The organism is Pseudomonas sp. FW300-N2F2 (assembly GCF_017351655.1).
Classification (GTDB): domain Bacteria; phylum Pseudomonadota; class Gammaproteobacteria; order Pseudomonadales; family Pseudomonadaceae; genus Aquipseudomonas; species Aquipseudomonas fluorescens_AA.
The window spans coordinates 246,365-264,681 of record NZ_JACNDQ010000002.1 but is presented as its reverse complement, the minus strand read 5'-3'; the positions used below and the strand labels follow the sequence as shown (position 1 = coordinate 264,681).

Genomic DNA, 18,317 nt, shown 5'->3' with positions numbered 1-18,317 from the left:
ATAGTTATGATGCTCAGCGCCCCCATCACGCTCGCCCTCAAACCGGTCTGAACGCCAGTGGAGTACTGACAGGATCGATCATCAACCTGTGACGCTGCGGAACCTGCTCTGTCTGCGACGTCGAAGCAACGAGAAACGACATCAGAACGCCAGCTACTGTTTCCAGGCAATTGGCGCCTCCTCACACGTGAGATTTGCAGGTCAAATCCGGTAAATGCCAGATAACTAGCCGCCACTGCGTATGACCGTGTATCGTCCCGCTACTATCGCGCCCCGTCCGTGCCTGTTTTGTGCCCATCATGGCACTTGGCTCCGCTTCGGTGGTCATAGGCTGCGAACTTCATTCGGCACCTTCCTCTAAGGGATCCAGTCATGCTCCGTTCCTTGCGCTTCGCTGCCCTCCTCGGCGGCCTTATCCTGAGTGCGTCCGCGCTGGCGGCAGATATTGACGCCGCCAGCTATGGCTACCCCTTGACCAACCCGTTCGAGGCGACCATCGCCACCACGCCGCCGGACCTGCGTCCGGAGCTGCCGCTGATCGAAGACATCAATCAGGCGGACCACAGCCTGACCCTGCGCCCGGAACGCGAGTTCATCCTGCCGGACAACTTCTGGCCGGTAAAAAGCCTCACCTACCGCATGGCCACCCAGGACAAGCCCGCGCCGCTGATCTTCCTGATCGCCGGCACCGGTGCGCGCTACGACAGCACCCTCAACGAATACCTCAAGCGCCTCTACTACAAGGCCGGCTACCACGTGGTGCAGTTGTCTTCGCCCACCAGCTTCGACTTCATGAGTGCCGCTTCGCGCTTTGCCACGCCGGGAATTTCCAAGGAAGACGCCGAGGACATGTACCGGGTGATGCAGGCCGTGCGCGCGCAGAACCCCAAGCTGCCGGTGACCGAGTACTACCTGACCGGCTACAGCCTCGGCGCCCTGGATGCGGCCTTTGTCGCCCACCTGGACGAAACCCGACGCAGCTTCAATTTCAAGAAAGTGCTGCTGCTGAACCCGCCGGTGAACCTCTATACCTCGATCACCAACCTGGACAAACTGGTCCAGACCGAGGTCAAGGGCATCAACAGCACCACGACCTTCTATGAACTGGTACTGAACAAGCTGACCCGTTACTTCCAGCAAAAAGGCTACATCGACCTCAACGACGCCCTGCTCTACGACTTCCAACAGTCCAAGCAGCACTTGAGCAATGAACAGATGGCGATGTTGATCGGCACCTCGTTCCGTTTCTCGGCAGCCGACATCGCGTTCACCTCGGACCTGATCAACCGTCGCGGCCTGATCATCCCACCCAAGTTCCCGATCACCGAAAGCACCAGCCTGACGCCGTTCCTCAAGCGTGCGCTGCAATGCGATTTCGATTGTTACCTCACCGAGCAGGTGATCCCGATGTGGCGCGCGCGCACCGACGGCGGCAGCCTGCTGCAACTGGTCGACCAGGTCAGCCTGTACGCGCTGAAGGATTACCTGCACGACAGCCCGAAGATTGCCGTCATGCACAATGCCGACGACGTCATTCTCGGCCCGGGCGACCTGGGCTTCCTGCGCAAGACCTTTGGCGATCGCCTGACGGTTTATCCGCTGGGCGGCCACTGCGGCAACCTTAACTACCGCGTCAACAGCGACGCCATGCTGGAGTTTTTCCGTGGCTAAATATCTGCTGCTTATCGCTGCGTTAATGAGTGCGGGCATGGTCCACGCCGACAACAGCAAAGCCAATGCGCCTGTGGTGGTGGATTCGGACGGTTTCAAGGAGCCGCTGACCAAACTCAAGTTCAACCCGGGGCTGGACCAGCGCGAGTTCGAGCGCTCGACCCTCAACGCGTTGAACGTCTATGACCCGCTGGAATCCTGGAACCGCCGGGTCTATCACTTCAACTACCGCTTCGACCAATGGGTCTTCCTGCCCGTCGTCGATGGCTATCGCTACATTACCCCTGGCTTCGTGCGCACCGGGGTCAGCAATTTCTTCAACAACCTGGGGGACGTGCCGAACCTGATGAACAGCCTGCTGCAGTTCAAGGGCAAGCGTTCGATGGAAACCACGGCGCGGCTGCTGCTCAACACCACCGTGGGCATCGCCGGCCTGTGGGACCCGGCCACCGCCATGGGCCTGCCGCGCCAGAGCGAAGACTTCGGCCAGACCCTCGGCTTCTATGGCGTGCCAGGCGGCGCGTATTTCGTACTGCCGATCTTCGGCCCGTCGAACCTGCGCGACACCTCGGGCCTGCTGGTGGACTACACGGCCGAATCGGCGATCAACTTCCTCAACGTCGCCGAAGTCAGCTCCAACCACCCGGAGTTACTACTCCTGCGCGGCGTGGACAGGCGCTACCAGACCAGCTTCCGCTATGGCCAACTGAACACGCCGTTCGAGTATGAAAAGGTGCGGTACGTGTACACCGAGTCGCGCAAGTTGCAGATCGCCGAGTAACTTTCGACCACCCCAAACCCACTGTGGGAGCGAGCTTGCTCGCGATGAGGGCCTGACATTCAACCTTGATGTTGTCTGACAGACCGCTATCGCGAGCAAGCTCGCTCCCACAGTTGTTATGGGTTGCCAGGTCTTAGCCTTTCAGCGTTTTCCAGACCTTGCCGACCACCATCACCCCCGCCAACACCGCCGCCCCAGCAACGATCCCGGCCACGGCATTGAGCAACGTCGGCACGATAAACCCGGCACCACCGGCACTGGCTGCCACGCCTTCGATCCAGTGATGCACCACTGGCACACCATGGGTCAGGATGCCACCGCCCACCAGGAACATGGCCGCAGTGCCGATCACCGACAGGCTTTTCATCATGTAGGGTGCCGCCCTCAGGATCGCACCGCCGATGCTTTTGGCGGCCTGGCCCGGCTTCTGCGTCAACCAGAGTCCCAGGTCATCGAGCTTGACGATCCCGGCCACCAGACCATAGACGCCAACGGTCATGACGATGGCGATGCCCGACAGGACGATCACCTGCTGGGTCAGCGGTGCATCAGCGACGGTGCCGAGGGTGATGGCGATGATTTCGGCCGAGAGAATGAAGTCGGTGCGTACCGCGCCCTTGATCTTGTCCTTTTCAAAGGCCACCAGATCGACCGCCGGATCCGCCACCGCCTCGACCAGTTGCGCATGTTCGGCCTGGTCCTCGGCCTTGCTGTGAAGGAACTTGTGGGCGAGTTTTTCGAACCCTTCGAAACACAAATAGGCGCCGCCCACCATCAACAAGGGCGTCACCAACCAAGGAACGAAGGCGCTGATCGCCAGCGCCGACGGCACCAGGATCAATTTATTGATGAACGACCCCTTGGCCACCGCCCACACCACTGGCAGTTCCCGCTCGGCACGCACACCCGACACTTGCTGGGCATTGAGCGCCAGGTCATCGCCGAGCACGCCGGCGGTTTTCTTGGCGGCCATCTTGGTCATCAGTGCGACATCGTCGAGCACGGTGGCGATGTCGTCGATCAGTACCAGCAAACTGCTTCCAGCCATGGAGGGGGCTCCTTGAATAATAATGCCGCGCAGCATACCGCGAGCCGCGGCGCCTTGGGGCATTCTTGAGCGCCGCGCGAAGCCGGTGCTACCATGCGCCACCGCCAGAACAGGCAAGGAACCCCTGGGTTTATGAGCACAATCCGCGAGCGCAACAAAGAATTGATCCTGCGTGCCGCCAGCGAAGAATTTGCCGACAAGGGCTTCGCCGCGACCAAGACCAGCGACATCGCGGCCAAGGCCGGCCTGCCCAAACCCAACGTCTACTACTACTTCAAATCCAAGGAAAACCTCTACCGCGAGGTGCTGGAAAGCATCATCGAGCCGATTCTCCAGGCCTCGACACCGTTCAATGCCGACGGCGTGCCCGGCGAGGTGCTGAGCCATTACATCCGCTCCAAGATCCGCATCTCCCGCGACCTGCCCTTCGCCTCGAAAGTCTTCGCCAGCGAAATCATGCACGGCGCCCCCCACCTGAGCCCCGATCTGGTGGAACAACTCAACGCCCAGGCCCGGCACAACATCGACTGCATCCAGACCTGGATCGATCGCGGCCAGATCGCCCCCATCGACCCCAACCACCTGATGTTCAGCATCTGGGCCGCCACCCAGACCTATGCCGATTTCGACTGGCAGATCAGCGCCGTGACCGGCAAGGCGAAGCTGGATGAAGCGGATTACGAAGCGGCGGCGCAGACGATCATTCGGTTGGTGTTGAAGGGGTGTGAGCCAGACTGATAGCCCGACACTGGTTCGATGACGAGCACAAACTGTGTGAACACCGCAAATCCCCTGTGGGAGCGGGCTTGCTCGCGAAGGGGGCAACTCGATGTCAAGTCAAACCCAGATAGCATCCCACAGTGGATAATCGCCAAGTCGTTTCACTAAACGTGCCCGCAGCGGGTTGGCGACAACATAGCGAGCGAGCTTGATCAAATTGTCTTCCCTGCGCAAAGCGCGGTCATGGTAGCCCTGCTGCCATAGGCTACCAACCCTGTTGTCCGCCTCATTGACTGCCTGGGCACTTACAGATTTCATCTGACACATCAACTGCCCCAAAGACCCCTGATGCAGTTGAATCAACCAATGAAAATGATCAGGCATGACGACAAAGGCCAGGGAGTCTGCAAAGCCTTGCTCTTGTATCTGCCTGAACTGACGGATAACTATCCTACCCAAGCCATAGTCTTTGAAGACAGGCTCGCGCTTCAGCGTGTTGGCTGTCAGTAGGTAGATGCGGTTTTGCTCCGCATAGCGACCGATACGCAGACGGTGCGAAGCTGAGTATGCTGGCATTCCATAGCCTCCTTTCTTAGTGAAGTCCTGAAAGGCTAGCGGCGGGATGCAAAAATCAGGGTCAGACTTTTAGCTTGATGTGTCTGGACGATTGCTTTCGCGAGCAAGCCCGCTCCCACAGGGCTTTGCAGTGTTCGAACATTTTGTGTCCTTCATCCCCCCTCGGAGCGAGCTTGCTCGCGATGGCGCCAGTCCATTCACCACAAAATCAAGAAACCACCCCCACATCCGCCCTCAACTGCAACGCCTCCACCGCCCTGACCGCCACCTGCTCATCCACATCCGAAACATCACCACTGACACCCATCGCCCCCAGCACCCTGCCGTCCTGATCCCTGATCAATACCCCACCTGGGGCCGGTACGACGTTGCCCTGCCCTAACCCATTCAAGGCGGCAAAGAACGCCGGGCGTTGTTGGGCGTCCTGGGCGAGCAGACGCGAGCCCTTGCCCAGGGCGATGGCGCCCCAGGCCTTGCCGATGGCGATCTGCGGGCGAAGCAGGCTGGCGCCGTCTTCGCGCTGCAAGGCAATCAGGTGTCCGCCACTGTCCAGGACCGCGACGGTCAAGGGCGCAGCGCTGATTTCACGACCGGCGGCAAGGGCTTGCCCGGCCAGGTTGACGGCGATTTTCAAGGTTAGAACGCTCATAGGTGCTGTCCTTCTTTTGTTATGGAAAAGCCTTGCGGCTTCACTTTCAGAAAAACCGAACCTCACAAATAGAACACAACACCATATATTTTTGTATACAATAATTTTCACAAATCGCCTGAATCGATGAAGAACAGCAGCAAAACCTGGCCTTCCGACGAATGAAACAGGCGCTTGAGGAAATGGATTGACCTGCGTCGTGCGCCATGAATACACTCTGCACAAAGCCACTTGTATACAATTACAAAACGTAAGAGGCACAAAACCATGAGCAAAATGAGAGCAATCGAAGCCGCCGTTCTGGTGATGCGCCGTGAAGGCGTGGACACGGCCTTCGGCATCCCGGGTGCCGCGATCAACCCGCTGTACTCCGCCCTGCAGAAGGTGGGTGGCATCGATCATGTCCTCGCTCGCCACGTTGAAGGCGCCTCGCACATGGCCGAGGGTTACACCCGGACCAAGGCCGGCAATATCGGTGTATGCATCGGCACTTCGGGCCCGGCCGGCACCGATATGGTGACCGGGCTCTACAGCGCTTCGGCCGATTCGATCCCGATTCTGTGCATCACCGGGCAAGCCCCCCGCGCCCGTATGCACAAGGAAGACTTTCAGGCTGTGGATATCACCAGCATCGTCAAACCCGTGACCAAGTGGGCAACCACCGTGCTGGAGCCGGGCCAGGTGCCGTATGCCTTCCAGAAGGCGTTCTTCGAAATGCGCTCCGGCCGCCCGGGCCCGGTGCTGATCGACCTGCCGTTCGACGTACAGATGGCCGAGATCGAGTTCGACATCGAGGCCTATCAACCGCTGCCGCTGGCCAAACCCGCGGCCAACCGCGTGCAGATCGAGAAAGCCCTGGCGATGCTCAATCAGGCTGAGCGTCCATTGCTGGTGGCCGGCGGCGGCATCATCAACGCCGATGCCAGCGACCTGCTGGTGGAGTTCGCCGAACTGACCGGTATCCCGGTCATCCCCACCTTGATGGGCTGGGGCACCATTCCCGACGATCATCCGCAGATGGTCGGCATGGTCGGTCTGCAAACGTCTCACCGCTACGGCAATGCGACCTTGCTCAAGTCGGACGTGGTGCTGGGCGTCGGTAACCGCTGGGCCAACCGTCACACCGGTTCGGTGGACGTCTACACCGAAGGCCGCACGTTTATTCATGTGGACATCGAGCCGACCCAGATCGGCCGCGTCTTCACCCCTGACCTGGGCATCGTTTCCGACGCCGCCTCGGCCTTGACGGTGTTCATCGAAGTGGCCCGCGAATGGCAAGCCGCCGGCAAGCTGAAAAACCGTAGCGCCTGGCTGCAGGACTGCCAGCAACGCAAGGCCAGCCTGCAGCGCAAGACTCACTTCGACAACGTGCCGGTCAAGCCACAGCGGGTGTACGAAGAAATGAACCAGGTGTTCGGCAAGGACACCTGCTACGTCAGCACCATCGGCCTGTCGCAGATCGCCGGGGCGCAGTTCCTCCACGTCTACAAGCCACGCCACTGGATCAACTGCGGCCAGGCCGGCCCCTTGGGCTGGACCATTCCGGCGGCGCTGGGGGTGGTCAAGGCCGATCCGAGCCGCAAGGTCGTGGCGCTGTCGGGCGACTATGATTTCCAGTTCATGATCGAAGAGCTGGCGGTGGGGGCGCAGTTCAAGCTGCCCTACATCCATGTGGTGGTGAACAATTCCTACCTGGGCCTGATTCGCCAGGCCCAGCGCGGGTTCGACATGGACTATTGCGTGCAACTGTCCTTCGACAACCTCAACGCCCCGGAACTCAACGGCTATGGCGTGGACCACGTTGCCGTGGCCGAGGGACTGGGGTGCAAGGCGCTGCGGGTGTTCGAACCGGCTGGTATCCAACCGGCGCTGCGCCAGGCCCAAGCGATGATCGAGGAGTTCAAGGTGCCGGTGATCGTCGAGATCATCCTGGAGCGGGTGACCAACATTTCCATGGGCACCGAGATCAATGCCGTCAATGAGTTTGAAGACTTGGCGCTTGTGGGCAACGATGCACCGACCGCCATTTCGTTGCTCGACTGACCGACCGGCGTCCCTGTGGGAGCGAGCTTGCTCGCGATGACGGCGCTACATTCAACCTGGATGCAAGCAGACACACCGCTATCGCGAGCAAGCTCGCTCCCACAGGGGGCCTGATAAATACTCACAGGAGACCACCATGCCGCGTTTCGCCGCCAACCTGTCCATGCTGTTCACCGAGCAGGATTTCCTCGCCCGTTTCGAAGCCGCCGCCAAGGCCGGCTTCAGTGGTGTCGAATACCTGTTCCCCTATGACTACAGCTCCGCCGAACTCAAGGCCTTGCTCGACGCCCACGGCCTGACCCAAGTGCTGTTCAACCTGCCGGCCGGCGACTGGGCCAAGGGCGAGCGCGGCATTGCCTGCCTGCCGGACCGGGTCGAGGAGTTCCGCGCCGGTGTCGACCTGGCCATCGCCTATGCCCAGGTGCTGGGCAACACGCAGGTCAACTGCCTGTCGGGGATTCGTCCGCAGAACTGCAGTGAAACCCTGGTGGAGAAAACCTTCGTCGCCAACCTGAAATACGCCGCCGAGAAGTTGCAGGCCAAAGGCATCAAGCTGGTGATGGAAGCCATCAATACCCGCGACATTCCTGGCTTCTACCTGAACAACACCGCCCAGGCCTTGTCGATCCGGGAGCAGGTGGGCAGCGCCAACCTGTTCCTGCAATACGACATCTACCACATGCAGATCATGGAAGGTGACCTGGCCCGGACCCTGTCGGCGCACCTGGGCGAGATCAACCATGTGCAACTGGCGGACAACCCGGGCCGCAACGAGCCGGGCACGGGGGAAATCAACTACCGCTTCCTGTTCGAACACCTGGACCGCATCGGCTACCAGGGTTGGGTCGGCTGTGAATACAAGCCGCTGACCACCACCGAAGCAGGCCTGGGCTGGCTGAAAACCCATAACGCGATCTGATCCCGCGCGAGCTTTTGTGGCGAGGGAGCTTGCTCCCGCTCGGCTGCGAAGCAGACGCATGGTTTCACCCGGCACGATTTCTGGGGCCGCTTCGCGACCCAGCGGGAGCAAGCTCCCTCGCCACAGATACGGCACCGGGACACCTAAACAACAAGAGGATTTTCCCATGGCTAAAATCGGATTCATTGGCACCGGCATCATGGGCCACCCCATGGCACTGAACCTGCAAAAGGCCGGCCACAGCCTGTTTCTGTCCCAGCACCACGACGCGGCTCCGGCCGACCTGCTGGCCGGTGGCGCGGTGGCGTTGGCCAACCCGAAGGAAGTGGCCCAGGAAGCCGAGTTCATCATCGTCATGGTCCCGGACACGCCGCAGGTCGACGACGTGCTGTTCCGCGCCGACGGCGTGGCGGCGGGCGTGGGCGCGGGCAAGGTGGTGATCGACATGAGTTCGATCTCCCCCACCGCCACCAAGGCGTTCGCGGTGAAGATCAATGAAAAAGGCGCGCAGTACCTCGATGCCCCGGTCTCCGGTGGTGAAGTCGGTGCCAAGGCTGCGACCCTGAGCATCATGGTCGGTGGCGACAACGCCGCCTTCGAGCGGGCCCTGCCGCTGTTCCAGGCCATGGGCAAGAACATCACCCTGGTGGGCGGCAATGGCGATGGCCAGACCGCCAAAGTGGCGAACCAGATCATCGTCGCCCTGAACATCCAGGCGGTGGCCGAAGCGTTGTTGTTCGCCGCGAAAAACGGTGCCGACCCGGCCAAGGTCCGTGAAGCACTGATGGGCGGTTTCGCGTCGTCGAAGATCCTCGAAGTGCACGGTGAACGCATGATCAAGGGAACCTTCGACCCGGGCTTCCGCATCAGCCTGCACCAGAAGGACCTGAACCTGGCCCTGCAAGGCGCCAAGGAACTGAACATCAACCTGCCCAACACCGCCAACGCCCAACAAGTGTTCAGCACCTGCGCGGCCATTGGCGGCAGCAACTGGGATCACTCGGCGCTGATCAAGGGGTTGGAGCATATGGCCAATTTCTCGATTCGCGACAAATAGACCCTGCCCCCCCTGTGGGAGCGAGCTTGCTCGCGATAACGGTAGCCCAGCCAACATCGTTGCTGAATGTAAAACCGCTATCGCGAGCAAGCTCGCTCCCACAGGGTTCGCATCACACTAATAATAAAAACCGGGAGCCCGCCATGTCGGTCGATCCGCAACAACTGCTGCGCGAGCTGTTTGCCACAGCCATCGATGCGGCCCATCCGCACCACGTCCTTGAGCACTACCTGCCCAGCGACCGCAGCGGCCGAGTGATCGTCATTGGCGCCGGCAAGGCCGCGGCGGCCATGGCGCAAGTGGTCGAGCGCTGCTGGCAGGGTGAAGTGTCCGGCCTGGTGGTAACCCGCTACGGCCATGGCGCGCCCTGCCAGAAAATCGAAGTGGTGGAAGCCGCCCATCCGGTGCCTGACGCCGCGGGCCTGGCCGTGGCCCAGCGAGTACTGGAGCTGGTGAGCAATCTCAGCGAAGACGACCGGGTGATCTTTCTGTTGTCCGGCGGCGGCTCCGCCCTGCTCGCCTTGCCAGCCGAAGGCATCACCCTGGCCGACAAGCAATCGATCAACAAAGCCTTGCTCAGGTCCGGTGCGACCATCGGCGAGATGAATTGCGTGCGCAAGCACCTCTCGGCGATCAAGGGCGGGCGCCTGGGCAAGGCCTGCTGGCCGGCGACGGTGTACACCTACGCGATTTCCGATGTGCCGGGCGACCTGGCCACGGTCATCGCATCCGGCCCCACGGTGGCCGACCCCAGTACATCGGCCGAAGCCCTGGCGATTCTCCAGCGCTACCACATCGATGTGCCGGCATCGGTGCGCGACTGGCTGCACAGCCCAGCGTCGGAAACCGTCAAGCCCGGCGACCCGAGCCTGGCCCGCAGCCACTTCCAATTGATCGCCCGTCCCCAGCAATCCCTGGAAGCCGCAGCGGTGAAGGCTCGCCAAGCCGGTTTCAGCCCGTTGATCCTCGGCGATCTGGAAGGCGAATCCCGGGAGGTGGCGAAAGTCCACGCCGGCATTGCCCGGCAAATCGCCCTGCACGGCCAGCCGCTGGCGGCACCGTGCGTGATTCTCTCCGGCGGCGAAACCACCGTCACCGTGCGCGGCGATGGCCGTGGCGGGCGCAATGCCGAATTCCTGCTGAGCCTCACCGACAGCCTCAAGGGCCATCCCGGCATTTATGCACTGGCTGGCGACACCGACGGCATCGACGGTTCCGAAGACAACGCCGGCGCCCTCATGACCCCGGACAGCTATCGCCGCGCTGCCGAACTGGGCCTGTGCGCCAGCGACGAGTTGGATAACAACAATGGCTACGGCTACTTCGCCGCCCTGGATGCGCTGATCGTCACCGAACCGACCCGCACCAACGTCAACGACTTTCGCGCCATCCTGATCCTCGAGAACCCCCAACATGACGCCTGATAAAAAGGTCAAGATCCTCGCGACCCTCGGCCCCGCCACCCGTGGCATCGATGACATCCGCGAGCTGGTACAGGCCGGCGTGAACATCTTCCGCCTGAACTTCAGCCACGGCGACCATGCCGACCACGCCCAGCGCTACCAGTGGATTCGTGACGTCGAACAGCAGCTCAATTACCCCCTGGGCATCCTGATGGACCTGCAAGGCCCGAAGCTGCGGGTTGGCCAATTCGCCGACGGCAAGGTCCTGCTGCAACGGGGCCAGGCCCTGCGCCTGGACCTGGACCCGACGCCGGGAGATCAACGCCGGGTCAACCTGCCTCACCCGGAAATCATCGCGGCCCTGGAGCCCGGCATGGACCTGCTGCTGGACGACGGCAAGTTGCGCCTGCGCGTGACCGCCAGGCACCGCGACGCCATCGACACCGAAGTGCTCAACGGCGGCGAGCTGTCGGACCGCAAAGGCGTGAACGTGCCCCAGGCCGTGCTCGACCTGAGCCCGTTGACCGCCAAGGACCGGCGCGACTTGAGTTTCGGCCTGGAGCTGGGCGTGGACTGGGTAGCGTTGTCGTTCGTGCAGCGGCCCGAGGACATTCGCGAGGCTCGCGCGCTGATCGGCAACAAGGCGTTCCTGATGGCGAAGATCGAGAAACCGTCGGCGGTGACCCGACTGCGGGAAATCGCCGAATTGAGCGACGCGATCATGGTCGCCCGCGGCGACCTGGGGGTCGAAGTCCCGGCCGAAAGCGTGCCGCAGCTTCAGAAAAACATCATTGGCACCTGCCGCGCCCTGGGCAAACCGGTGGTGGTGGCCACCCAGATGCTCGAGTCGATGCGTTTTTCCCCGGCGCCCACCCGCGCCGAAGTCACTGACGTTGCCAACGCCGTGGCCGAGGGGGCTGATGCGGTGATGCTGTCGGCGGAAACCGCTTCAGGGGATTACCCCCTTGAAGCCGTGCAGATGATGAGCAAGATCATCCGCCAAGTGGAAAACGGTCCCGACTACCAGGCACAGCTGGACGTCAGCCGACCGAAAGCCGAGGCCACGGTGTCGGATGCCATCAGCTGCGCGATCCGGCGCATCAGCAGCATCCTGCCGGTGGCGGTGCTGGTGAACTACAGCGAATCAGGCAGCTCCAGCCTGCGCGCGGCGCGGGAACGGCCGACGGTGCCGATCCTCAACCTCACGCCGAACCTGCAGGCCGCCCGCCGCCTGACGGTGGCCTGGGGGGTGCACTCGGTGGTCAATGATCGGTTGAAGCAGGTGGACGAAGTCTGTTCCACCGCCCTGGAAATCGCCCAGGCCCAAGGCATGGCCCAGCGTGGCGATACCTTGCTGATCACCGCGGGCGTACCGTTCGGGCAGCCGGGGTCGACCAATTCGCTGCGCATCGAGACGTTGATCTAGCGTCTGTACTGGCCTCATCGCGAGCAAGCTCGCTCCCACAGGGGGCTGCGGTGCCCTTGTGAGAGCGAGCTTGCTCGCGATGAAGTCGACTCGGTCCCTCTGACACACACCTACCATGCCCAACACCCACTGCCCCGACTGGGCCACCGCCCTGCTCAACGGCTTCAGCCAAGTCTTTCTCCAGCGCCATCCGCTGTGCGGCCTGCTGTGCCTGTTGGCGATTCTGCTCACGGCGCCCGCCCTGTTCGGCGGCGCGTTGCTCGGCGGTGTGGCCGGGTTGTTGACGGCCCAGCGACGCGGTTACCCCAAGGCCGACCGGCAAGCCGGGCTGTTCAGCTACAACGGCATCCTGCTGGGCTTGCTGCTGAGCCTGGCGTTGCCCTGGTCCGTCCTGTTGCCACCGTTGATCATCGCCGCGGGTGGCCTCAGCGCGATGCTGACCCAGCAATGGCTCAAGCACACCCGAAGCCCTCGTTGCCTGCCCGCCTACACCGCGCCCTTTGTCGGGTTGGCTTGGCTGCCGATGGGTTTCACCCTGCCGCAGCCCGCCGCCACCTCGATTGAAATGACCCTGCCCAACCTGCTGGCCGCTCATTTGAGCGGACTGGGCCAGGTCATGTTTCTCGGCCATCCAGCGGCCGGCGCGCTGATCGCCGCCGGTCTGCTGCTGGCCAACCGGCGCGCCGGCGCTTGGGCATTGTTCGCTTCTGCCGTCGGCCTGGCATTCACCCTGTCGCAGCATGAAAACACATCCGCCCTGTCCGGGCTGGGCGGCTACAACCCGGTGTTGGTGGCGCTGGCCCTCAGCCAACAGCGCCGCCCATGGCTACCGCTGATGGGCATCGTCCTGGCGGTCATGCTCACGCCAGGCTTTACCGCCCTCGGCCTGCCTCCCCTGACAGCGCCGTTCATCCTCGCCTGCTGGCTGATCCAGGCCACCGGCCGGGCGTGGCGTCAGGCCAGCCTCGACATCGCGCCTTGCGCTGTACGGGACAATCACCCTAGGCTTCGCTGATTCCGGTTCAGGCGAAGATTATGCAAAGCAGCGACAACTGGCGTGAACGCCTCTACGTGATCATTTTCCAGACCGACACCGTGGCCGGCCGGCGCTTCGACAGCACCCTGCTGTTGATCATCCTCGCCAGCCTGGTGATCGTGATGCTCGACAGCATCGACAGCGTGCACAAGAACTATGCGGCCCTGCTGGCGGCTATCGAGTGGGGCTTCACGTTCATCTTCATCGTCGAGTACGGCCTGCGCCTGTACTGCTCGCCCAAGCCGCTGCGCTATGCCTTCAGTTTCTACGGCCTGGTGGATCTGCTGGCGATCGTGCCGGGGATCCTGGCGCTGTACTACAGCGATGCCCAATACCTGCTGATCATTCGGATCATCCGCATGCTGCGGATTTTCCGCGTGCTCAAGCTCAGCCCTTACCTCAAGCAAGCCAACTACCTGATGGCTGCGCTGCGCGGGAGCAAGCAGAAAATCATCGTGTTCCTGGTCAGCGTCTCGACCCTGGTGACCGTCTTCGGCACGCTGATGTACGTCATCGAAGGCCCCGAGCACGGTTTCACCAGCATCCCCAAGGGCATCTATTGGGCTATCGTGACACTGACCACCGTAGGCTTCGGCGACATCGTGCCCAAGACGCCCCTGGGCCAAGTGGTGTCGTCCCTGGTGATGATCACCGGTTACTCGATCATCGCCGTGCCAACGGGTATTTTCACGGCTGAACTGGCCACGGCCATGCGCGGTGACCAGCTCAAGCACGATTGCCCGGTGTGCAGCAAAAACAACCACGAACACGGCGCCGCTTTCTGCTCCCGTTGTGGCAATGCACTGTTTAAGAAGTTGGAATAAGCAAAGCACTTTTTGATGCTTGAAGGTCTATAGGCTTGCAGATAGTGTGCTGGCTAATTGCCCGGAACCCCCGTTCAAATAAAAAGGAATTCGTAAGTGAAGAACTTCTTTGGCGCCTCCCTTCTCGCCGCCGGCCTGACCTTCGGCAGTCTGGCCCACGCCGCCCCGACCCTGCTTAACGTTTCCTACGACGTCATGCGCGATTTCTACAAGGACTACAACACAGCCTTCCAGAAGCACTGGCAGGCCGAGCACAACGAAAACATCACCGTGCAAATGTCATTCGGCGGCTCCAGCAAGCAGGCGCGCTCGGTGATCGACGGGCTGCCAGCGGATGTCATCACCATGAACATGGCCACCGACATCAACGCCCTGGCGGACAATGGCAAACTGGTGCCCGAGAACTGGGTCACCCGCCTGCCGAACAACAGCGCGCCGTTCACCTCGGCCACGGTGTTCATCGTGCGCAAAGGCAACCCCAAAGCACTGAAAGACTGGCCCGACCTGCTCAAGGATGGCGTGCAGGTGATCGTGCCCAACCCGAAAACCTCCGGCAACGGTCGCTACACCTACCTGTCGGCCTGGGGTTACGTGCTGAAAAATGGCGGTGACGAGAACAAGGCCAAGGCCTTCGTCGGCAAATTGTTCAAGCAGGCGCCGGTCCTGGACACTGGCGGTCGCGCCGCGACGACCACCTTCATGACCAACCAGATCGGCGACGTGCTGGTGACCTTTGAAAACGAGGCGGAAATGATCGCCCGCGAGTTCGGCCGCGACCAGTTCGAAGTGATCTACCCAAGCGTTTCCGCCGAAGCCGAGCCACCGGTCAGCGTGGTCGACAAAGTCGTCGAGAAGAAAGGCTCCCGCGAAGCGGCAGAGGCCTACCTCAAGTACCTGTGGTCGCCCGAAGGCCAGGAAATCGCCGCCGCCAACTACCTGCGCCCACGGGACCCGGCAGTACTGGCCAAATACACCGACCGCTTCCCGAAAGTGGACTTCCTGTCCGTGGAAAAAACCTTCGGCGACTGGCGCACGGTGCAGAAGACTCACTTCAATGACGGTGGAATTTTCGACCAGATCTATAGCGGCCAGTAAGGCTCGACTCGCCTCAAAGCCAGGCTGTCAGCCAAGTCCAAACCTGTGGGAGCGAGCTTGCTCGCGATAACGGTCTGTTCTGCATCAATGATGTTGGAATGAAGCCGCTATCGCGAGCAAGCTCGCTCCCACAGGATCTGATCGTTACCATTAATCCCCGGCATGTCTGATATCAGCCGCAAAGCCTGTTCCTGAGCCCTGCAAGTCTTTAGCCTCACGCCATCCTTTCAATTGATCGATGAGATTGCCATGAGTGCTCATTCACCCACCTCGCCCGGAAGCTCCCTGACCCGCGGCATGGTCCTGCTCTTCGCCTTCTGCTGCGGCGCCATTGTCGCCAACATCTACTACGCCCAACCCATCATCGAACTGATCGCACCCGATGTCGGCCTGAGCAGCACCATGGCCAGCCTGATCGTCTCGCTGACCCAGATCGGTTATGCCCTGGGCCTGTTTTTCCTGGTGCCGTTGGGTGACTTGCTGGAAAACCGTCGGCTGATGATTCTCACCACGCTGGTGGCGATTGCCAGCCTGTTGGGGGCGGCGTTCACTGACCAGCCGAATGTGTTCCTGCTGGTCTCGCTGCTGGTGGGATTCAGTTCGGTGTCGGTGCAAGTCCTGATTCCGCTGGCCGCGCACCTGGCGCCGGAGGAATCCCGGGGGCGGGTCGTCGGTGGGATCATGGGCGGCCTGCTGCTCGGGATCCTGCTGGCGCGACCGGTCTCCAGCCTCGTGGCCGATCACTTTGGCTGGCGGGCCATGTTCATCATCGCCGCCGCGTTGATGGCCGCGATCAGCATCGTCCTGGCGCTGACCGTGCCCAAGCGCCAGCCCGACCATAGCGCCTCTTATGGCCAACTGCTGGGTTCGCTCGGCACCCTGCTGCGCCAACAACCGCTGTTGCGCCAACGGGCGTTCTACCAAGCCTGCATGTTCGCCACGTTCAGCCTGTTCTGGACTGCCGTGCCGCTGGAACTGTCACGCAACCATGACCTGTCCCAGACTGAAATAGCCCTGTTCGCCCTGGTCGGCGCCATCGGTGCCATCGCCGCGCCCATCGCCGGTCGCCTGGCGGATGCCGGCCATACCCGCAACGCCTCGCTGCTGGCGATGCTGTTCGCCAGCCTGAGTTTCCTGCCGGCGTTCATCCATCCGCTCTACAGCGTGATCGGCCTGGCGGTGACCGGCGTGGTCCTGGACTTCTGCGTGCAGATGAACATGGTTCTGGGCCAGCGCACCATCTACGCCCTCGACGCCAAGAGTCGCAGCCGGCTGAATGCGCTGTATATGACCAGCATCTTCGTTGGCGGCGCCTTCGGCTCATCGATTGCCAGTGCGGTGTACGAGCACGGCGGCTGGTTGTGGGTGGTGATCGTCGGCAGCGCCTTCCCGCTGTTGGCCTTGCTGCGCTTCTTGAGTGCCTCGCGCAAGCCGTCCCTGGCCACGGCCTGAAACCCCACCCATAAAAATGCCCGGTCGCTCGAGGCGACCGGGCATTTTCATGGAGCGGTCAAATCCGCACGTTGCCACGCGGCCCGGCAATCGCCCAGATGATCAGGCCCAGGACCGGCAGCAGCAGGATCAGCAGCACCCAGAGAATTTTCATCCCGGTTTCCGCGCCACTCTTGAGTACATTGATGATCGCCCAGATATCGAGCGCCAGGATAATCAGGCCGACCAGGCCGTTGAAGGTGGAACCCATGGTGTCGCTCCCAAATGGTGATAGGCACCCTTAGGATAGCGGGCCCCAGGCAAGGGTTCCGTTTTATTGCTTCAGACGTGGACCGCGACCTTGAGAGCTTCCAAGGCCGGCGCGGCGGCGATGCCGACTTCGGCACACAGTTCCAGCACCCGCGGCACGTCGTTGCCGTACACCAGCACCATTTGCAATTCATCGTCGAGCAACTGGCTGAAGTTCATCAGCACGTAGCCGCCGTTTTCCTTGTTCAGGCTGCTCATCTGGATCTGGATGCGGTTGAGCGCGGTCAGGGCTTCGGTTTTCGCCAGCTGCTTGGGCTTGAGATTGAACGCTACGCCAGGGCCGAACGAAGCGACGATCTGTTCGAACAGGTCCACGTAGGTGTCGGCCTGGAACAGCACGGTGTCCGGCAGGCTGCCCACCACCACCCACTCACCCAACGGGATCGGGAATGTGTCGTCGTAGTTGATATCGGGGTTGGCGGCCAGGAAAGCCGTCGGATCGGCGTAGGCCTGGGCCGCTTCGTCAGCAATTTTCACGATGTCCGCCTCGCCGAGGCAGCCGGAGCTGATTTTACCGATGAGTTCGATGAGGGCGGCTTTCATGGGGGTGAATCCTGTGGCGAAGGGTGTCTTGAGGGCGGGCAGGATAGCGCATCACATCGGTCGAGTCAGGCATGGCGAGGGAGCTTGCTCCCGCTCGGCTGCGAAGCAGTCGTAAACCCGCTAAACAGCGGTAAACCTGACAGGTTGCGGTGGCTGGATTTTGGGCTGCTGCGCAGCCCAGCGGGAGCAAGCTCCCTCGCCACAAAAGCCGTCGGGATCTGCTCGGACCTTTCAGCTCAACATCTTTTCCAACTGCGCCGTGGTGTCCACCGCCCCCATGGTCCTGGCGGCATCGAGGGCCGAGACACCGTTGGCATCCTTGGCTTTCGGGTCGGCGCCTTTGCCGATCAGGTAGTCGACGATTTCCACCCGGTTGAACATCGCCGCCATCATCAAGGCGGTACGGCCATCGAAGGACGCGCCTTCCACTTGCGCGCCGCCGTCCACCAACGCCGAGACCACTGCCAGGTCGCCCTTGAACGCCGCGCCGGCAATCGGGCTCTGGCCGTTGTCGTTGCGGACTTCCGGATCAGCCTTGTGCTCCAGCAACACTTTCACCGTTTCCACATGCCCGTGGTAAGCGGCCAGCATCAACAGGGTGTCGCCCTTGTGATTACGCAGGTTGGGCGGCAGGCCCTTGCTCAGGAGCGCGGCCATCATGGCCGCGTCGCCCTGGCGTGCGACGTTGAACACCTGCTCGGCAAACTCGGCAGCCTCTTCCGGGGTCATCTGGCGGCTTGTATCGGACATGGGAAACTCCACTCG

At 61.8% G+C, this 18,317-nt stretch carries 18 protein-coding genes; 12 read left to right on the top strand and 6 right to left on the bottom strand.

Annotated elements, in window-relative coordinates:
• The first annotated feature begins 372 nt into the window (after positions 1–372).
• Together J4E63_RS15850 and J4E63_RS15845 are read left to right on the top strand one after the other, a co-directional pair.
• On the top strand, positions 373–1,671 hold the full coding sequence (locus J4E63_RS15850) for a serine/threonine protein kinase (protein ID WP_060741153.1): 1,299 nt from the start codon (positions 373–375) through the stop codon (positions 1,669–1,671).
• Positions 1,664–2,452 (top strand): VacJ family lipoprotein, encoded by a 789-nt coding sequence (locus tag J4E63_RS15845; protein ID WP_092170930.1) that lies wholly within the window; start codon positions 1,664–1,666, stop codon positions 2,450–2,452. The genes J4E63_RS15850 and J4E63_RS15845 overlap by 8 nt, the downstream gene beginning before the upstream one ends.
• 133 nt (positions 2,453–2,585) lie before the next feature.
• On the opposite strand, the gene J4E63_RS15840 is transcribed toward J4E63_RS15845, so the two are convergent.
• Positions 2,586–3,500: a DUF808 domain-containing protein gene (locus J4E63_RS15840; protein ID WP_207282625.1), complete on the bottom strand. Its 915-nt coding sequence runs from the start codon at positions 3,498–3,500 to the stop codon at positions 2,586–2,588.
• Positions 3,501–3,632: 132 nt separating this feature from the next.
• Between J4E63_RS15840 and J4E63_RS15835 the strand changes: the two genes are divergently transcribed.
• Positions 3,633–4,238 carry a TetR/AcrR family transcriptional regulator gene (locus J4E63_RS15835; protein WP_014339596.1) on the top strand — a complete coding sequence of 202 codons (606 nt, stop codon included), beginning with the start codon at positions 3,633–3,635 and terminating at the stop codon, positions 4,236–4,238.
• A 99-nt stretch (positions 4,239–4,337) separates the two neighbouring features.
• On the opposite strand, the gene J4E63_RS15830 is transcribed toward J4E63_RS15835, so the two are convergent.
• Together J4E63_RS15830 and J4E63_RS15825 are read right to left on the bottom strand one after the other, a co-directional pair.
• On the bottom strand, positions 4,338–4,796 hold the full coding sequence (locus tag J4E63_RS15830; RefSeq protein ID WP_207282624.1) for an REP-associated tyrosine transposase: 459 nt from the start codon (positions 4,794–4,796) through the stop codon (positions 4,338–4,340).
• Positions 4,797–5,004: 208 nt separating this feature from the next.
• Positions 5,005–5,445: a heme-binding protein gene (locus tag J4E63_RS15825; protein ID WP_207282623.1), complete on the bottom strand. Its 441-nt coding sequence runs from the start codon at positions 5,443–5,445 to the stop codon at positions 5,005–5,007.
• A 267-nt stretch (positions 5,446–5,712) separates the two neighbouring features.
• Between J4E63_RS15825 and gcl the strand changes: the two genes are divergently transcribed.
• From gcl to J4E63_RS15780, 9 genes are all read left to right on the top strand, one after another.
• Positions 5,713–7,488 carry a glyoxylate carboligase gene (gcl, locus tag J4E63_RS15820; RefSeq protein WP_207282622.1) on the top strand — a complete coding sequence of 592 codons (1,776 nt, stop codon included), beginning with the start codon at positions 5,713–5,715 and terminating at the stop codon, positions 7,486–7,488.
• Between the two features lie 136 nt (positions 7,489–7,624).
• Complete coding sequence (gene hyi, locus J4E63_RS15815) at positions 7,625–8,407, top strand: hydroxypyruvate isomerase (RefSeq protein ID WP_063324834.1); 783 nt, start codon at positions 7,625–7,627, stop codon at positions 8,405–8,407.
• Positions 8,408–8,573: 166 nt separating this feature from the next.
• Positions 8,574–9,464, top strand: a complete 891-nt coding sequence (locus J4E63_RS15810) for a 2-hydroxy-3-oxopropionate reductase (RefSeq protein ID WP_207282621.1) — start codon at positions 8,574–8,576, stop codon at positions 9,462–9,464.
• A gap of 143 nt (positions 9,465–9,607) precedes the next feature.
• On the top strand, positions 9,608–10,888 hold the full coding sequence (locus tag J4E63_RS15805) for a glycerate kinase (protein ID WP_207282620.1): 1,281 nt from the start codon (positions 9,608–9,610) through the stop codon (positions 10,886–10,888).
• The gene (pyk, locus tag J4E63_RS15800) at positions 10,878–12,293 is read left to right on the top strand and encodes a pyruvate kinase (RefSeq protein ID WP_207282619.1); all 1,416 of its coding nucleotides are present in this window, start codon (positions 10,878–10,880) and stop codon (positions 12,291–12,293) included. Before J4E63_RS15805 ends, pyk begins: the two co-directional genes overlap by 11 nt.
• Positions 12,294–12,408: 115 nt before the next feature.
• On the top strand, positions 12,409–13,308 hold the full coding sequence (locus tag J4E63_RS15795) for an urea transporter (protein ID WP_207282618.1): 900 nt from the start codon (positions 12,409–12,411) through the stop codon (positions 13,306–13,308).
• 20 nt (positions 13,309–13,328) lie between these two features.
• Positions 13,329–14,153, top strand: a complete 825-nt coding sequence (locus J4E63_RS15790; RefSeq protein WP_207282617.1) for an ion transporter — start codon at positions 13,329–13,331, stop codon at positions 14,151–14,153.
• A 96-nt stretch (positions 14,154–14,249) separates the two neighbouring features.
• Positions 14,250–15,248, top strand: coding sequence for a sulfate ABC transporter substrate-binding protein (locus J4E63_RS15785; RefSeq protein ID WP_192261607.1), 999 nt, complete (start codon positions 14,250–14,252; stop codon positions 15,246–15,248).
• 249 nt (positions 15,249–15,497) lie between these two features.
• On the top strand, positions 15,498–16,700 hold the full coding sequence (locus tag J4E63_RS15780) for an MFS transporter (RefSeq protein ID WP_207282616.1): 1,203 nt from the start codon (positions 15,498–15,500) through the stop codon (positions 16,698–16,700).
• Positions 16,701–16,758: 58 nt separating this feature from the next.
• Here J4E63_RS15780 and J4E63_RS15775 read toward each other — a convergent pair whose 3' ends face one another.
• From J4E63_RS15775 to J4E63_RS15765, 3 genes are all read right to left on the bottom strand, one after another.
• On the bottom strand, positions 16,759–16,950 hold the full coding sequence (locus tag J4E63_RS15775) for a PLDc N-terminal domain-containing protein (protein ID WP_003204476.1): 192 nt from the start codon (positions 16,948–16,950) through the stop codon (positions 16,759–16,761).
• Positions 16,951–17,021: 71 nt separating this feature from the next.
• Positions 17,022–17,552, bottom strand: coding sequence for a hypothetical protein (locus J4E63_RS15770; protein ID WP_106274154.1), 531 nt, complete (start codon positions 17,550–17,552; stop codon positions 17,022–17,024).
• Positions 17,553–17,783: 231 nt separating this feature from the next.
• Positions 17,784–18,302, bottom strand: a complete 519-nt coding sequence (locus tag J4E63_RS15765) for an ankyrin repeat domain-containing protein (protein ID WP_207282615.1) — start codon at positions 18,300–18,302, stop codon at positions 17,784–17,786.
• Positions 18,303–18,317: the final 15 nt, after the last annotated feature.

Excerpts from the sequence above, each read along its gene's own strand:
- pyk (WP_207282619.1), top strand. The coding sequence starts at position 10,878 with ATGACGCCTGATAAAAAGGTCAAGATCCTCGCGACCCTCGGCCCCGCC.
- J4E63_RS15825 (WP_207282623.1), bottom strand. The coding sequence starts at position 5,445 with ATGAGCGTTCTAACCTTGAAAATCGCCGTCAACCTGGCCGGGCAAGCC.
- J4E63_RS15850 (WP_060741153.1), top strand. The coding sequence starts at position 373 with ATGCTCCGTTCCTTGCGCTTCGCTGCCCTCCTCGGCGGCCTTATCCTG.
- J4E63_RS15795 (WP_207282618.1), top strand. The coding sequence starts at position 12,409 with ATGCCCAACACCCACTGCCCCGACTGGGCCACCGCCCTGCTCAACGGC.
- J4E63_RS15770 (WP_106274154.1), bottom strand. The coding sequence starts at position 17,552 with ATGAAAGCCGCCCTCATCGAACTCATCGGTAAAATCAGCTCCGGCTGC.
- hyi (WP_063324834.1), top strand. The coding sequence starts at position 7,625 with ATGCCGCGTTTCGCCGCCAACCTGTCCATGCTGTTCACCGAGCAGGAT.
- J4E63_RS15775 (WP_003204476.1), bottom strand. The coding sequence starts at position 16,950 with ATGGGTTCCACCTTCAACGGCCTGGTCGGCCTGATTATCCTGGCGCTC.
- J4E63_RS15840 (WP_207282625.1), bottom strand. The coding sequence starts at position 3,500 with ATGGCTGGAAGCAGTTTGCTGGTACTGATCGACGACATCGCCACCGTG.
- J4E63_RS15790 (WP_207282617.1), top strand. The coding sequence starts at position 13,329 with ATGCAAAGCAGCGACAACTGGCGTGAACGCCTCTACGTGATCATTTTC.
- gcl (WP_207282622.1), top strand. The coding sequence starts at position 5,713 with ATGAGCAAAATGAGAGCAATCGAAGCCGCCGTTCTGGTGATGCGCCGT.
- J4E63_RS15810 (WP_207282621.1), top strand. The coding sequence starts at position 8,574 with ATGGCTAAAATCGGATTCATTGGCACCGGCATCATGGGCCACCCCATG.
- J4E63_RS15830 (WP_207282624.1), bottom strand. The coding sequence starts at position 4,796 with ATGCCAGCATACTCAGCTTCGCACCGTCTGCGTATCGGTCGCTATGCG.
- J4E63_RS15765 (WP_207282615.1), bottom strand. The coding sequence starts at position 18,302 with ATGTCCGATACAAGCCGCCAGATGACCCCGGAAGAGGCTGCCGAGTTT.
- J4E63_RS15805 (WP_207282620.1), top strand. The coding sequence starts at position 9,608 with ATGTCGGTCGATCCGCAACAACTGCTGCGCGAGCTGTTTGCCACAGCC.
- J4E63_RS15835 (WP_014339596.1), top strand. The coding sequence starts at position 3,633 with ATGAGCACAATCCGCGAGCGCAACAAAGAATTGATCCTGCGTGCCGCC.
- J4E63_RS15780 (WP_207282616.1), top strand. The coding sequence starts at position 15,498 with ATGAGTGCTCATTCACCCACCTCGCCCGGAAGCTCCCTGACCCGCGGC.